The organism is Nocardia sienata NBRC 100364 (genome assembly GCF_001613205.1).
GTDB classification, from domain to species: Bacteria; Actinomycetota; Actinomycetes; order Mycobacteriales; family Mycobacteriaceae; genus Nocardia; species Nocardia sienata.
In genome coordinates this window covers 1-14,030 of record NZ_BDBX01000086.1, presented here as the reverse complement: position 1 = coordinate 14,030, position 14,030 = coordinate 1, and the positions used below count along the sequence as shown (strand labels likewise).

Genomic DNA, 14,030 nt, shown 5'->3' with positions numbered 1-14,030 from the left:
AGTCCGCCGCGCCCGCCGAGCCGGAGGCTCCCGCGGATTACGGTCTCGCGCCCGGACCCGGCGATTTCGGCCGGTCGCCCGTCCCGGACTTCGGCGGACCGGCCGCCGGCCCGCCCTGGCCGGGTCAGGGCTTCGACGGTCCGCCCCGGTTGGGTCCGCCCGGTGCCGCCCCGCCGACCGAGGCATGGCAGTCGCCCGGCACCTCGGCCGATGATCCGCGGCCCAAGCTCGAGCGCCGCCGCCGCGGTTCGCGGCCACTGCCGGAGCCCGCTTCCCATCCGGAATCGTCCGACCAGCCGAACGGGGACCAGACCACCGTCGTGTGGTCGCCGGCCGAGCAGGGTATGCGGTTGCGCGCCGGACTGCAGGGGCTGGAGGCACCGCCGCCCGATGCCCCCGACTTCGGTGGCCACCGGCCCGCGGGACCTATGCCGCCGCCCGTCCCGGATTTCGGGCCGGGCCAGGGGTTCGGCTCCGGTCAGCGCTTCGGCGCCGATCAGGGTTACGCCCCTGATCCGGATTACGGTCCCGATCAGGGTTACGGTCCCGATCAGGGTTACGGTCCCGACCCCCAGTTCGGTCCGGACCCGGGCTTCGCGAAAACGGATATCTTCGAGACCCCCGACGTGCACGGCCCCATGCGGCCGTTTCCCGGTCGCACCGCCTCAGGTGAACAATACGAAACCGGTGAATTCGAACCGGAATTCGAGCCGGACGCCGACGACTACGACGACCCCGAGGACACCGCGGGCGGGGATGACCGGCTGGGACGTGCCCGTTCGGCGCTGAGCGGGAAATTCGGCGCCGCCGGCGACAAATTCGCCGCGGCCAAGGCCAGATTCGGGACAGGTGCGCGCGGTACCGACCGCGACACGACCGAGGATCCGCGCAAACAGTGGATCGTGCTCGGCGCGCAGAGTGTGGGCGCGGCGATCGCCGGGATGCTGGCGTTCAAGGGTTTCGAGATGCTCTGGGAGGGGCAGCCGCTGGCCGCGCTCGCGCTGGCGGTCGTGGTGATCCTGGGGCTGGTCGCGCTGGTGCGGATCCTGCGGCGCGGCGACGATATGTTCAGTACCGTGATCGCTGTGGTCGTCGGTGTGTTCGTCACACTGGGTCCGCTGGCATTTCTACTCAGTACGGGCTGAGCGAGGCAGCAATGGCACGCAATTCTCCCGCGGCCGGCCCGCGGGACGACGGGCAGCGCCGCGGTATCAAGGTGGGGCTGTCGACGGCTTCGGTCTATCCGCAGAACACCGAGGCCGCCTTCCGCTATGCGGCCGAACTGGGTTACGACGGTGTCGAATTGATGGTCTGGGCCGAGCCGGCCAGTCAGAGCATCACCACCGTGCGCGGTTACGCGCGCAAGTACTCGGTGCCGGTACTCGCGGTGCACGCGCCCTGCCTGCTCATCTCCCAGCGTGTCTGGGGCGCCGACCCGGTGGCGAAACTGGAACGCAGTGTGCGCACGGCCGAGGCCCTGGGCGCCGATACCGTGGTGGTGCATCCCCCGTTCCGCTGGCAGCGCCGCTATTCCGAGGGCTTCGCCGATCAGGTGAGCGAGCTCGAAGAGGGCAGTTCGGTGGCCGTCGCGGTCGAGAACATGTTCCCCATGCGGGCCGACCGGCTCTTCGCCCGCCGGGCCCGCGATATCCAGCGCCTGGAACGCCGCGGCGGCCCCGGTCTCTCGCTCACCGCGTTCAGCCCCGGCTACGACCCCACCGATATCGGATTCCGGCACTACACCCTCGACCTGTCCCATACCGCCACCGCCGGAGCCGATGCGCTGGCGTTGGTCACGCGGATGGGCCGGGGCCTGAGCCACCTGCATCTGGCCGACGGCCGCGGCGCCGCCCACGACGAACATCTGGTTCCCGGCGCGGGAACCCAGCCGTGCGCGGCGGTGTGCGCCATGCTGGTCCGCAACGGGTTCACCGGTCACGCCGTCGCCGAGATCAACACCCAGGACGCCCGCACCACCGCGGCCCGCGCGGACATGCTGGACCGCACCCTCGCGTTCGCGCGGACCCACCTGAACCCGGCGAACAGCTCCCAGCCCGACCCCAGCGCGATCGAGACCCGTTGATCCGTGTTCATGACGCCACCTCCGGCACGCTCGTGACCCCGGCCACGAGCGCAGACCATCCGGAGAAGACGGAAGGTGTATGGGGGCGTGCACCTCGACCGGCCCGGGTAGGTTCACGGCGCTGTGAGTGCTCGACGGTCGCCGGTCTCCGGACGGCCGGTTCCCACCCCTGTCCACCGGTCCGGCTGTACGCGGGTGAGCTCGCTGTACCAAGATCGACCGGCAGTACGCACCCGCGGAACGGTTACCGGGCCGAGGAGAAGGAGTACCCATGACGACGGAGACGGAACTGCACGCCGAGCTGGGTTCGGCGTCCACCGACGCCCCGTTCCGCCGGGTGTGTTCCCTGACCGAGCTCGCCGCCGACGAACCGGGTGACGGGCGTTATCGCGGTGTCATCGACGATATCTGGACGATCGGCCCGAAGGTGCACGGCGGGACCATGGTCGCCGGTTCGGCGGCCGCCGCGAGCCGCTGGCTGCGCACGGTGGAGCCGGAACGCGCGACCATGGCTCCGCTGTCGGGGAGTACCGATTTCCTCGGCGCCCCGGAGCCGGGTGAGGTGCTCTACGACGTGACGGTCCGCAAGGTGGGCCGCCAGATCTGCCTCGTGGACGTGACGCTGGTGCAGCGCGGCCGGCCGCTGGTCCGTACCGCGTTCACCTTCGGTCACCTGGATGGTCCGGAGCGGCCGCCTCTCTACACCCCGGAGCACACCGATCTGCCGGTGGAACCGACCGCCGATGCCATCGGCTACGAACCGGGGTCGTCGATGGGCCGGATCGTGCACGTGGCCCGGGGCATGGACGCCTTCCTGGACCGCGAATGGGCGCCGTTCATCGACAACGCCCACGGCGAACCCCGGCTGCGGATGTGGCTGCGTCCGCGCCCGGCCGATCAGGCCGATCCCGAGATCGCGTCCTATATCGCGATGATGGCGGCCGATATGTGCCCGCCGGTCCCCACCAATCTCGGCTATTTCGGTTGGTCCCCGACCGTGCAGATGACCACCTATCTCCGGCGGCGGCCCGCGCCCGGCTGGTTGCGCGTCGTCGCCACCACGCATGAGGTCGGCGGTGGGATGTTCGATTCCGACCAGATCGTCGTCGACTCCACAGGTGCCCTGGTCGCCCAGAGCCGCCAGCTGGCCCTGCTGCCCTCCCCGAAGAGGTGATTACGGGCCCCGGGCCCCGCTGCCGAGAGTGTGCCAAGAACAATGGCGCCCATGACACGAATTGCGGTGATCGGTGGCGGCCGGATCGGGGAGGCCCTCATTGCCGGCCTGCTGGAGGCCGGAGGGGCCGTCAAAGACTTGGTGGTGGTCGAAACGCACGCCGACCGGGCAGAACTGCTCGCGACCCGGTTCGGGGTGCGGGTGACCGACGCGGTCGACGATGCCGCGGTGGGTGCCGACCTTCTGGTGGTCGCGGTGAAACCGGGTGATGTGGATGCCGTGCTCACCGAACTCGGTAAGGCCGATCTGGGCGGCGACCGTGATCAAATTCTGGTTTCGCTGGCGGCCGGGGTGCCGACGGCGCGACTGGAGGCCAAACTACCCGCGGGATTCCCCGTGGTGCGGGTCATGCCGAATACGCCCATGCTGGTCGGCGCGGGCATGAGCGTGCTGGCCGCCGGCCGCTACGCCAAGGCCGAGCAGCTGGAGTTGGTCACCGAGCTGCTGAGTTCGGTGGGGCAGGTGTGCGTGGTCGCCGAATCACAGATGGACGCGGTGACCGCGGTATCGGGTTCGGGACCGGCGTATTTCTTCCTGGTGGTCGAGGCGATGGTCGAGGCGGGTGTCGGGCTGGGCCTCACCCGCGATGTGTCGGCGCAACTGGTCACCCAGACCATGCTCGGTTCGGCGGCCATGCTCGCGGAGTCGGGTCAGAGCGCGGTCGATCTGCGCGCGGCGGTCACCTCCCCGGCCGGAACCACCGCGGCGGCGGTGCGCGAACTCGAGCGCGCGGGTCTGCGGTCGGCGTTCCTGGAGGCATTGCACGCGGCCAAACAGCGTTCCGCCGAACAGGGCGCGACCACGGAATGACCTCCTGACCCCCAGCGTATGAACCTGATTTCTCACTCCCGTCGCAGTAATCCCACTGGTCCCGCTAAGCTTCAAGGAGCACGTGCGTGTCTGTTCCGCTGGTGGGGAAGCCGGCGGCGCGGACGTGCCGGAGGTCAGTGGTGCGATGATGTCTTCGAACAAGATGTCCGCTAACAGCGGCGGTGGTTCGTCGCCAGGACAATCAATACTCGGTGGTGGTACGCAATTCCTCACCGTCGCCGAGGTGGCGAATTTGATGAGAGTTTCCAAGATGACGGTGTACCGGCTGGTGCACTCGGGAGAGCTACCGGCGGTTCGTGTCGGGAGATCATTCCGGGTACACGCCAAGGCGGTGCACGATTATCTGGAAACGTCCTATTTCGATGCCGGGTGAAGGCGGTTACCGGCTCGCGGGAGCGGGCCGGTAACATCAACGCTCGCTGTGTTGGATCGGCGGCGCGCTGCCTCTCTTTGTGGCCGCGCGGGGCCGCCGCCTCCAGGGCTGAGATTCAGCCGCGAGCAACCGGGCATACGACCGGACAGTTGACGTAAGCGAGCGCGAGACGCGCCGAGGAGAGAACGCGAGGACACCCTATGGGTTCTGTGATCAAGAAGCGCCGCAAGCGCATGTCGAAGAAGAAGCACCGCAAGCTGCTTCGTCGTACCCGCGTGCAGCGGCGCAAACTCGGCAAGTAAGCGCAACCGCGCAACGTCTCCGGCGGAACCCGCTACCATTCGGTAGCGGGTTTCGTCGCGTTTCCTCCAACTGAAATCGGGGTTAGGTCCCCGTTAAGAAGCCGGTGGTGACTACGCCGGTCGTTAGGCTGGTAGTCGGAACTATTGAGCGGGGGCTCGATGCTCGAGGTGGGACGGTCCGGTGCAGGTGGACACTGAAGCGAACGGCAGCTACAAGCCCAAGGTCGTACTGGTGACCGGCGCCAGTCGATACTTCGGTGGCAATGTCGTGTGCCGGCTCGTTTCCGACCCCGAGATCGAGCGGGTCGTCGCGGTCGACGTACTCACCCCCGCGCCGCCGCTGCGCCGCCGGATGGGGCGCGCCGAATTCGTACGTGCCGATATCCGGAACCCGCTGATCCGCAAGATTTTCGAGCGTTACCAGGTCGATACCGTGGTGCACACCGCGGTGCTGTCGCAGCCGCCCTCGGGCGGCGGGCGCGCCGCGATGAAGGATATGAACGTCCTCGGGGCGATGCAGCTGTTCGCCGTCTGCCAGAAATCGCCGACCGTGCGCCGGGTGGTGTCACGTTCCAGTTCCGGGGTATACGGGGGAAGTGCCAAGGACCCCGCGCAATTCACGGAGGAGATGAGCGCTCGCAGGCCGCCATCGGGCTGGTTCGCCCGGGACATGATCGAGATCGAGGGCTTCGCCCGCGGTCTGGCCCGGCGCCGTCCCGATATCACCGTGCTCACCCTGCGCCTGGCGCCCATGGTCGGACCCGGCCTGGGCGCCCGGGCGGGGCAACTGCTGCGTTCGCCGATCACCCCGACCGTGCTCGGCCGGGACGCGCGTATGCAGTTTCTCCACGAGGAAGACGCGGTCGCCGCCTTGGTCCACGCCGTCCGGTTCGGCCCGGGCGGCACTTTCAATGTGGCCGGTGACGGCGCCCTCACACTTTCCCAGGCGGTCCGTCGTTCCGGTCGGGTCGCAATGCCGGTACCCTGGTCGGTGTTCCGCACCGTCGGCCGGACCCTGATGAGTCCGGTGATGCGTGATTTCAGCTCCGAACAGCTCGATTACTTTCTCTTCGGTTGTGGTCTGGACACGACGCGTATGCGCGGCGAACTCGGGTTCGAACCGCGCTGGACGACGGTACAGGCGTTCGACGACTTCACCGGGGGCGCAGCGTCGCGGCCCGTGGTCGATCCAGCGTGGATCGACGCCGCAGAAAACAAACTGCTCGGCCTCATCAAGGCCGGTACGGGAGCACATACATGAACGACGTCGCCAAAGTCATCAGACTGCAGGACCTCGCTACCGTGCCGCGGCCACGGCCCGCGACACGTAACTGGACCGGTTCTGCCGACCGGTCGGTGACCTCGCTGACCGACCGTCTCACCCCGCCCACCCCCGCCGCACCGCGCTCGCTCACCGAGCTGATGCGCGACGCCCTCGGTCGGCAGATCGGGCGTACCGCCGAATTCGCCCGGCGCCGGCTCACCGGCGACTACCAGGTCGACGAATTCGGATTCGACGAGCATCTGCTCGAATCGGTACTGCTACCGGCCCTGCGCCCGCTGGCAGACAACTGGTTCCGGGTGCAGACCAGTGGGATGGAGAACGTACCCGAGGTCGGGGGTGCCCTGATCGTGGCCAACCACGCCGGCACGGTCCCGCTCGACGGGCTCATGCTGCAACTGGCGGTGCACGACCATCACCCCAAACAACGCGCCCTGCGCCTGCTGGCCGCCGATCTGGTCTTCGAGATGCCGATGGTGGGCAGCCTGGCCCGTAAAGCCGGCCACACCCTGGCCTGCCGCCCCGACGCCGAACGGCTGCTGAGCGCCGGGGAACTCACCGGTGTTTTCCCCGAAGGGTTCAAGGGTGTCGGCAAGAAGTACGCCGACCGGTACAAACTGCAGCGATTCGGGCGTGGCGGGTTCGTCGCCGCGGCGGTGCGCGCCGGAGTGCCGATCATCCCGTGCTCGATCGTGGGGTCCGAGGAGATCTACCCGAAGATCGCCGATATCAAGCCGTTGGCCCGGCTCCTCGGCCTGCCCTACTTCCCGGTGACCCCCACGTTTCCGCATCTGGGCCCGCTGGGCGCGCTCCCGCTGCCCTCGAAGTGGTACATCGAATTCGGTACCCCGGTCAGCACCGCCGAGTATCAGGCCGAGGATGCCGACGACCCGATGCTCATGTTCGAGGTGACCGACCAGGTCCGCGAAACCATCCAGCAGACCCTGTACAAACTTCTGGTCAAACGCCGCAACGTCTTCATGGGGTGAGTGGCCCGGCCGCCGGGCCGGGTTCCCCGCAGATCAGTGGACACCTTTGCGGCGGGTTACCGCGGCGGCGACCGCTCCGCCCGCGGCGCCCAGGGCCAGTGCCGTGGGCACGCCGATCTTGGCGGCTTTGCGGCCGGTGCGGAAATCGCGGATCTCCCAGCCGCGGGCCTTGGCGACCTCGCGCAGATCGGAATCCGGGTTGATCGCGACCGCGGTGCCGGTCAGTGACAGCATGGGCACATCGTTGTGGCTGTCGGAGTAGGCGGTGCAGCGTTTGAGATTGAGGCCCTCGCGGATGGCCAGGGCGCGGACGGCGTGCGCCTTACCGAGGCCGTGCAGAATATCGCCGACCAGACGGCCGGTGAATTTTCCGTCGACGCTTTCGGCCACGGTGCCCAGGGCTCCGGTGAGACCGAGGCGTTTGGCGATCACCTGCGCGAGTTCGACGGGAGTGGCGGTCACCAGCCACACCTGCTGGCCGGCGTCGAGGTGCATCTGCGCCAGCGCCCGGGTGCCGGGCCAGATCTTGTCGGCGATGATCTCGTCGTAGATCTCCTCGCCGAGCGCGGCGAGTTCGGCGGTGGAGCGCCCGGCGATGAATTCCAGCGCCTTCTCTTTACCGGTGGCCATATCGGTGCTGCTCTCTTTGCCGGTGATCCGGAACTTCACCTGCTTCCACGCGATATCGACCAGGTCGGCGCTGCGAAAATATTTGCGCGCGGCCAGGCCCCGGGCGAAATGCACGATCGACGCGCCCTGCACCATGGTGTTGTCCACGTCGAAAAAAGCCGCAGCGGTGAGGTCACGCGGAACCTCCGGCGGGGCGCCGACGGCCGCCCGCTCGGCGTCCTGCAGGGCCAGTGCGGCATCCGCGCTGGCCTCACCGGCGACATTGGCGCGGACCTCCTCTTCACTGGGTCCGAACGGACTGCGCGAAATACGCGCCAGCTGCTCGGACAGGCCCTGTCCGAGCGGGCCCAGATTCCATCTGACCGGAAGTTCCCCGAACCGGCCCGCGATGAATCCGGATTTCCCCACCTTCGATCGTTCCGGCACCAGTACCTCCGCCTGTTCGCGCGAATCACGTCCACACTAATGGGTACTGTCGACCGGAGCCCATCCACAGGCCGGGCACGGCCGGAGCGAATGTGGCGGCATGCCCGGGGCGGCCGCCGGCCCCGGGACGCGCGACAGCCCGCCGCGTCCGGCCGGCGGGCGGGTTGAATAAAGGTCATGACGAACTCCACGAAGCACGAGGTGACCCTGCTGACCCGCGCGGGCTGCGGTATGTGCGAGCGGGCTCTGGAACAGCTGCGGGTGATCTGCGCGGAATTCGGTATCGAGGTCGGCAGCGTCGATGTGGACGCGGTCGCGGGCAGCGACCCCGGGCTGCGCGCCGAATACGGTGACCGGCTGCCGGTGGTGCTGCTCGACGGCCGGGAACACAGCTATTTCGATGTGGACGAGACCCGCTTGCGGGCCGATCTGAATCGTTGACGGTGTCCGAATTCCGGCCGGGGATCGTACAAGGTCGGGTCGCGGCACAAAATGAGGCGAATTTCACCGACTTTGTGCATGGGTTCACAAGCAGTTACGGTGGTGGCACGCGAACCGCAGGCCGGGGCGAGTATCCGGCCGCCGGTAGCAGGTGAATCAACCCATATCCGACCCCGTCATCGGCGCATGGACCGCAACGGAGGTCGCCGAGCACCCGGGCCGCTTCGGTCGGGGACGAGGAGCCAGGACGTGACAGAGCACCATGAGACGCGCGACGTCTCCGGCGATGCTCCCAACGTCACCACCCGCACACTGCAGAAGGGCATCCCCCAGGCTACGGTGGCGCGGCTGGCCACCTACCTCCGGGTGCTCGCTTTGCTGACCGATGACGGTGTGGCCATCGTATCCAGTGAGGAACTGGCTGTCGCGGCGGGTGTCAATTCCGCGAAATTGCGCAAGGACCTGTCGTTCCTGGGCCCCAACGGCGTTCGCGGTGTGGGCTACGACGTGGCGCGGCTGCGGGCCCGGATCGAAGATGTGCTCGGGCTGTCCGGTGGGCATCGGGTGGTCCTGGTCGGCGCCGGCAATCTCGGGCGCGCGCTGGTCGGCTATCGCGGGTTCCGGCGACGCGGCTTCGCGGTGGTGGGGGTCTTCGACAACGACCCCGAGGTGATCGGCCGCGATGTCGAGGGCCTGCGGGTACGCGACGCGGCCGGGCTCACCGACGGTATCGCGGTACTGCGCCCGACCATCGCGGTGATCGCGGTACCCGACGACGCCGCCCAGCAGGTATGCGACGAACTCGTCGCCGCCGGGGTGCAGTCCATTCTGAGTTTCGCGCTCTGCCCGCTGACCGCACCGCCGGGTGTGGAGTTACGCCGGGTGGATCTGGCGGTGGAGATGCAGATGCTGTCGTTCGAGCGGGTGCGCAACGCCGACCCGGAGGAGCCCGGCACCGGACGGGGCGACGGCGTGAGCACCGCGGATGTGGTGGAGAACGCGTCCGAAGCGGAAAACGATCCCACCGCGGGCGGCGTTGTAACCGGTAATGCCGTGCCGTCCGCCCATCCATTGAACGGCTCCGGCCGGATCGCTCGCCGGATGCCCGCGCATTCGACGCCGGGCTCCGCCGGGCTGTCCCACTGTGCGGCGCAGGCCGCCCAGACGACCTCGCATACGGCAACGGAGCCAACCAGCAAGGGATCGGTGGTCACACCATGAGCGTTCTTCTCGTCGGGATCTCACATCGCAGCGCGCCGGTCGCGATGTTGGAGAAGGTGGCGATCACCGATGCCGATCGGCCCAAGCTGATCGACCGCATGCTGGCCTCCAGCCATATCTCCGAAGCCATGATCGTCTCCACCTGCAACCGGGTGGAGATCTACGCGGTGGTCGACGCGTTCCACGGTGGGCTCGCCGATGTCGGTGAGTTGCTGACCGACCATTCCGGGCTGCCGATGCCGGAACTGACCCGCCACGCCTATGTGCGCTACAGCGAGGCTGCCGCCGAGCATCTGTTCGCGGTGGCCAGCGGACTGGATTCGATGGTGGTCGGCGAGCAGCAGGTGCTCAGCCAGATCCGCAGCGCCTACACCACCGCCGACGCTCAGCAGGCCGTCGGCCGGACGCTGCACGAACTCTCCCAGCAGGCGCTGCGAGTCGGTAAGCGGGTGCATTCGGAAACCGGGATCGACCGGGCCGGCGCCTCGGTGGTGTCGGTGGCGCTGGATCGGGCGACCACGGTCCTGGGGCCGCTGGCCGGCCGCACGGCCGCGGTGATCGGCGCCGGCGCCATGGGCGGGCTGTCGGTCGCGCATCTGGCCCGCGCCGGGATCGGGCGGATCCTGGTGGTCAACCGCACCATCGAACGTGCCCAGCGGCTCGCCGCGACCGCGGAGTCGCACGGAGTGGCGGCACAGGCCCATGAACTGTCCCGGCTCGCCGACGCGCTGTCGGTGGCCGATGTGGTGGTCACCTGCACCGGCGCGGTGGGGTCGGTGGTCACGCTGGCCGATGCGCACAACGCGCTGTCGGACCCCGATCGTGGGGCGGGCCGCCCGATGGTGTTCTGCGATCTGGGCCTACCCCGGGATGTGGACCACGCGGTGGCGGGACTGCCCGGCGTCACGGTGATCGATATCGAGACCCTGCAGCACGACCCGGCCGCCGGTGCCGCGGCCGGGGATACCGCCGCCGCCCGCGCCATCGTCGCCGAGGAACTGGCCAAGTACCTGGCCGGACAGCGTATGGCCGAGGTCACGCCGACCGTCGCCGCACTGCGCCAGCGCGCCGCCGAGGTGGTGGAGGCCGAACTGCTGCGACTGGATTCGCGGCTGCCGCGGCTGGCCGACCCCGAACGCGACGAGGTCGCACGCACCGTGCGGCGGGTGGTGGACAAACTGCTGCACGCGCCGACAGTTCGGGTCAAACAACTGGCCAGCACCCCCGGCGGCGACAGCTACGCCGAAGCGCTGCGCGAACTGTTCGAACTGACACCCGGATCGGCCCAGGCGGTCGCTGCGCCCATGGAGATCAGCCGAGCCGAACACAACGGCGCCGGCTGGATGGGCCTGGACGGCGAAGTAGCGCTGGCCGACGATTTCACACCCGGCGGCCACGACGAGGAACAGGAGCAGTCGACATGACCATCCTGCAGGGCTCGGACGCGGCAGCGGCCGCGGGCGCCGGGGGGCCCGGCGCGGGCCGGCGCCCGTGGCGGATCGGCACCCGCGGCAGCCTGCTCGCGCGTACCCAGGCCGGGAATGTGCGGGACGCGCTGATCGCGACCGGGCAGCCGGCGGAACTGGTGATCGTGGAAACGCCCGGCGATCTGTCCGCCGACCCGGTCGCCGAGATCGGGGTGGGCGTGTTCACCAGTGCGCTGCGCGCCGAACTCGCCGCCGCGAACATCGATATCGCGGTGCACTCGTACAAGGACCTACCCACCGCCGGCGACGACCGTTTCGCGCTCGCCGCGGTGCCGCCGCGCCAGGACCCGCGCGACGCGCTCGTCGCCCGTGACGGCCTGGTGCTCGGTGAGCTACCGCCGGGCGCGGTGGTCGGCACCTCCGCGCCGCGCCGGGTGGCGCAGCTGCTGGCCCTGGGCCTGGGCCTGGAGATCCGGCCGCTGCGCGGCAATCTCGACACCCGGCTGCGTCAGGTCGCCGAAGGCGAACTGGACGCCGTCGTGGTCGCCCGCGCCGGGTTGGCCCGGATCGGCCGGCTGGATGCCGTCACCGAAGCGCTGGAACCCGTGCAGATGCTGCCGGCGCCCGCGCAGGGTGCGCTGGCGGTCGAATGCCGCGCCGACGACACCGACCTGATCGAGCTGCTCACCGTCCTCGACGACGCCGCCAGCAGAACGGCCGTCACCGCGGAACGGGCGCTGCTCGCCGAACTCGAGGCGGGCTGCACCGCACCCGTCGGAGCGATCGCCGAAATCGTCGAATCTCTGGACGACGACGGGCGCATCGTCGAGGAACTGTCGCTGCGCGGCTGTGTCGCCGCGTTCGACGGTTCCGATGTGATACGGGCCTCGACGGTGGGTGCACCGGCCGAGGCCGCCGAACTCGGCCGCGCACTGGCCCGCGAACTGCTGGAGCTGGGTGCCCGCGAGCTACTCGCCGCCGAACCCGGCACCGCGCAACCGGCTCTCGAGAGAGCCGGAGACAACACCACCCCGGTGGGAACGAGCACCGCCGCAGCGCGATCAGGCGGCACCGCCGCCACGGAACCGAGCGCCGCTGCCGCGGGAACGAGCACCGACACGGACTTCACCGAACCCAGTCCAATGGAGAACAACCGATGAGTCGAGCCAGCAAGAAGCATCCGGGGCGGATCCTGTTCGTCGGATCGGGCCCGGGGGACCCGGCATTGCTGACCACCCGATCGCGCGAAGTGCTGTGCCGGGCCACCCTCGCGTTCACCGATCCCGATGTGGACGCCGGGGTGCTCGCCCTGATCGGCACCGAGGTCGAACCGGAAGCCGACGGGGAGCGCTCGGTCGATGTCCGGCCCGCCCTCGGTGAACCCGCCGAGGTCGCCAAAACGCTGATCGCCGAGGCCAAGGCCGGCCACGACGTGGTGCGGGTGGTCTCCGGTGACCCGCTCACCACCGACGCGGTGATCGCCGAGGTCACCACGGTCACCCGTTCGCATATCGTCTTCGAGGTGCTGCCCGGGCTGCCGTCGGGCTCGGCGGTGCCCAGCTACGCCGGTATCGCGCTGGGCTCCGGTCACACCGAGGCCGACGTCCGGGGCGAGGTGGACTGGCCCGCCCTGGCCGCCGCGCCCGGGCCGCTGGTGTTGCACGCCACCTCCGGCCATCTGGCCGAAACCGCGAGCGCGCTGGTGGAACACGGCATGGCCCCGCAGACCCCGGTCGCGGTCACCGTCCGCGGCACCACCCGCCAGCAGCGCACCATCGAAGCCACCCTGGCCACCCTGAACAACGCCGCCTCCGAGCTGGTCGGCCCGCTGGTGGTCACCATCGGCAAGGCGGTCGCGCAGCGGTCGAAGATGTCGTGGTGGGAGTCGCGGGCGCTGTACGGCTGGACCGTGCTCGTACCGCGGACCAAGGACCAGGCCGGCGAGATGAGCGAACGGCTGGTCACCCACGGCGCCATCCCCAAGGAAGTGCCGACCATCGCGGTGGAACCGCCGCGCAGCCCCGCGCAGATGGAACGCGCGGTCAAGGGTTTGGTGGACGGTCGCTACCAGTGGGTGGTTTTCACCTCCACCAACGCTGTGCGCGCGGTCTGGGAGAAGTTCGCCGAATTCGGTCTCGACGCCCGCGCGTTCTCCGGTGTGAAGATCGCCTGCGTCGGCGAGGCCACCGCCGAGAAGGTGCGTTCTTTCGGTATCAACCCGGAACTGCTGCCCAGCGGGGAGCAGTCCTCACTCGGCCTGCTCGCCGACTTCCCCCCGTACGACGACGTGTTCGATCCGGTGAACCGGGTCCTGTTGCCGCGCGCGGATATCGCTACCGAGACCCTGGCCGAAGGACTGCGCGAACGCGGCTGGGAGATCGACGATGTCACCGCCTACCGCACCGTGCGGGCCTCTCCGCCGCCCGCGGAAACCCGCGAGATGATCAAGACCGGCGGCTTCGACGCCGTGCTGTTCACCTCGAGCTCCACGGTCCGCAACCTGGTCGGTATCGCCGGTAAACCGCACGCCCGCACAATCGTGGCCTGCATCGGCCCGAAAACCGCCGAGACCGCGGTGGAGTTCGGCCTGCGCGTCGATGTGCAGCCGGAGGTCGCCCAGGTGGGCGCGCTGGTGGAGGCGCTGGCCGAACACGCCGCCCGACTCCGGGCGGAAGGGCTTTTGCCGCCGCCGCGTAAGAAGAGCCGCCGCAGCCGTTAGGCTCCGGACCGCCGTCGTACCGCCGACCGGTCGTGAACCGGTCGGCGGCCGATATTCTCACGCGCCCACAGC

14 protein-coding genes are annotated in these 14,030 nt (G+C 69.2%); 13 read left to right on the top strand and 1 reads right to left on the bottom strand.

What is annotated here, in order from left to right; genetic code table 11:
- The 8 genes from NS4_RS32760 to NS4_RS30290 form a co-directional block, all read left to right on the top strand.
- The coding region (locus tag NS4_RS32760) for an Rv0497 family membrane protein (protein ID WP_501193460.1) at nucleotides 1–1,145 on the top strand (1,145 nt) is incomplete at its 5' end.
- An 11-nt stretch (nucleotides 1,146–1,156) separates the two neighbouring features.
- Nucleotides 1,157–2,083, top strand: coding sequence for a sugar phosphate isomerase/epimerase family protein (locus NS4_RS30315; protein ID WP_063062904.1), 927 nt, complete (start codon nucleotides 1,157–1,159; stop codon nucleotides 2,081–2,083).
- Nucleotides 2,084–2,354: 271 nt separating this feature from the next.
- The gene (locus NS4_RS30310; protein WP_063062903.1) at nucleotides 2,355–3,257 is read left to right on the top strand and encodes a thioesterase family protein; all 903 of its coding nucleotides are present in this window, start codon (nucleotides 2,355–2,357) and stop codon (nucleotides 3,255–3,257) included.
- Between the two features lie 51 nt (nucleotides 3,258–3,308).
- The gene (gene proC / locus NS4_RS30305; RefSeq protein ID WP_063062902.1) at nucleotides 3,309–4,127 is read left to right on the top strand and encodes a pyrroline-5-carboxylate reductase; all 819 of its coding nucleotides are present in this window, start codon (nucleotides 3,309–3,311) and stop codon (nucleotides 4,125–4,127) included.
- 145 nt (nucleotides 4,128–4,272) lie between these two features.
- Nucleotides 4,273–4,521, top strand: coding sequence for a helix-turn-helix domain-containing protein (locus NS4_RS30300; RefSeq protein ID WP_030525584.1), 249 nt, complete (start codon nucleotides 4,273–4,275; stop codon nucleotides 4,519–4,521).
- Between the two features lie 200 nt (nucleotides 4,522–4,721).
- Complete coding sequence (locus tag NS4_RS31830) at nucleotides 4,722–4,823, top strand: 30S ribosomal protein bS22 (protein ID WP_003402602.1); 102 nt, start codon at nucleotides 4,722–4,724, stop codon at nucleotides 4,821–4,823.
- Nucleotides 4,824–5,010: 187 nt separating this feature from the next.
- Nucleotides 5,011–6,084, top strand: a complete 1,074-nt coding sequence (locus NS4_RS30295; protein ID WP_063062906.1) for an NAD-dependent epimerase/dehydratase family protein — start codon at nucleotides 5,011–5,013, stop codon at nucleotides 6,082–6,084.
- Nucleotides 6,081–7,094, top strand: a complete 1,014-nt coding sequence (locus NS4_RS30290) for a lysophospholipid acyltransferase family protein (protein WP_063062901.1) — start codon at nucleotides 6,081–6,083, stop codon at nucleotides 7,092–7,094. Before NS4_RS30295 ends, NS4_RS30290 begins: the two co-directional genes overlap by 4 nt.
- Before the next feature lie 33 nt (nucleotides 7,095–7,127).
- Here NS4_RS30290 and NS4_RS30285 read toward each other — a convergent pair whose 3' ends face one another.
- A complete protein-coding gene (locus tag NS4_RS30285; protein WP_439955824.1) occupies nucleotides 7,128–8,150 on the bottom strand; it encodes an HAD family hydrolase in 1,023 nt (340 codons plus the stop codon).
- Between the two features lie 177 nt (nucleotides 8,151–8,327).
- Between NS4_RS30285 and NS4_RS30280 the strand changes: the two genes are divergently transcribed.
- From NS4_RS30280 to NS4_RS30260, 5 genes are all read left to right on the top strand, one after another.
- Nucleotides 8,328–8,591: a glutaredoxin family protein gene (locus NS4_RS30280; RefSeq protein WP_063062900.1), complete on the top strand. Its 264-nt coding sequence runs from the start codon at nucleotides 8,328–8,330 to the stop codon at nucleotides 8,589–8,591.
- A 249-nt stretch (nucleotides 8,592–8,840) separates the two neighbouring features.
- Complete coding sequence (locus tag NS4_RS30275) at nucleotides 8,841–9,812, top strand: redox-sensing transcriptional repressor Rex (protein ID WP_063062899.1); 972 nt, start codon at nucleotides 8,841–8,843, stop codon at nucleotides 9,810–9,812.
- A complete protein-coding gene (locus NS4_RS30270) occupies nucleotides 9,809–11,236 on the top strand; it encodes a glutamyl-tRNA reductase (protein ID WP_063062898.1) in 1,428 nt (475 codons plus the stop codon). The genes NS4_RS30275 and NS4_RS30270 overlap by 4 nt, the downstream gene beginning before the upstream one ends.
- On the top strand, nucleotides 11,233–12,399 hold the full coding sequence (gene hemC, locus NS4_RS30265) for a hydroxymethylbilane synthase (RefSeq protein WP_084487854.1): 1,167 nt from the start codon (nucleotides 11,233–11,235) through the stop codon (nucleotides 12,397–12,399). The genes NS4_RS30270 and hemC overlap by 4 nt, the downstream gene beginning before the upstream one ends.
- Nucleotides 12,396–13,958 carry a bifunctional uroporphyrinogen-III C-methyltransferase/uroporphyrinogen-III synthase gene (locus NS4_RS30260; protein WP_063062897.1) on the top strand — a complete coding sequence of 521 codons (1,563 nt, stop codon included), beginning with the start codon at nucleotides 12,396–12,398 and terminating at the stop codon, nucleotides 13,956–13,958. The genes hemC and NS4_RS30260 overlap by 4 nt, the downstream gene beginning before the upstream one ends.
- The last annotated feature ends 72 nt before the right edge of the window (nucleotides 13,959–14,030 follow it).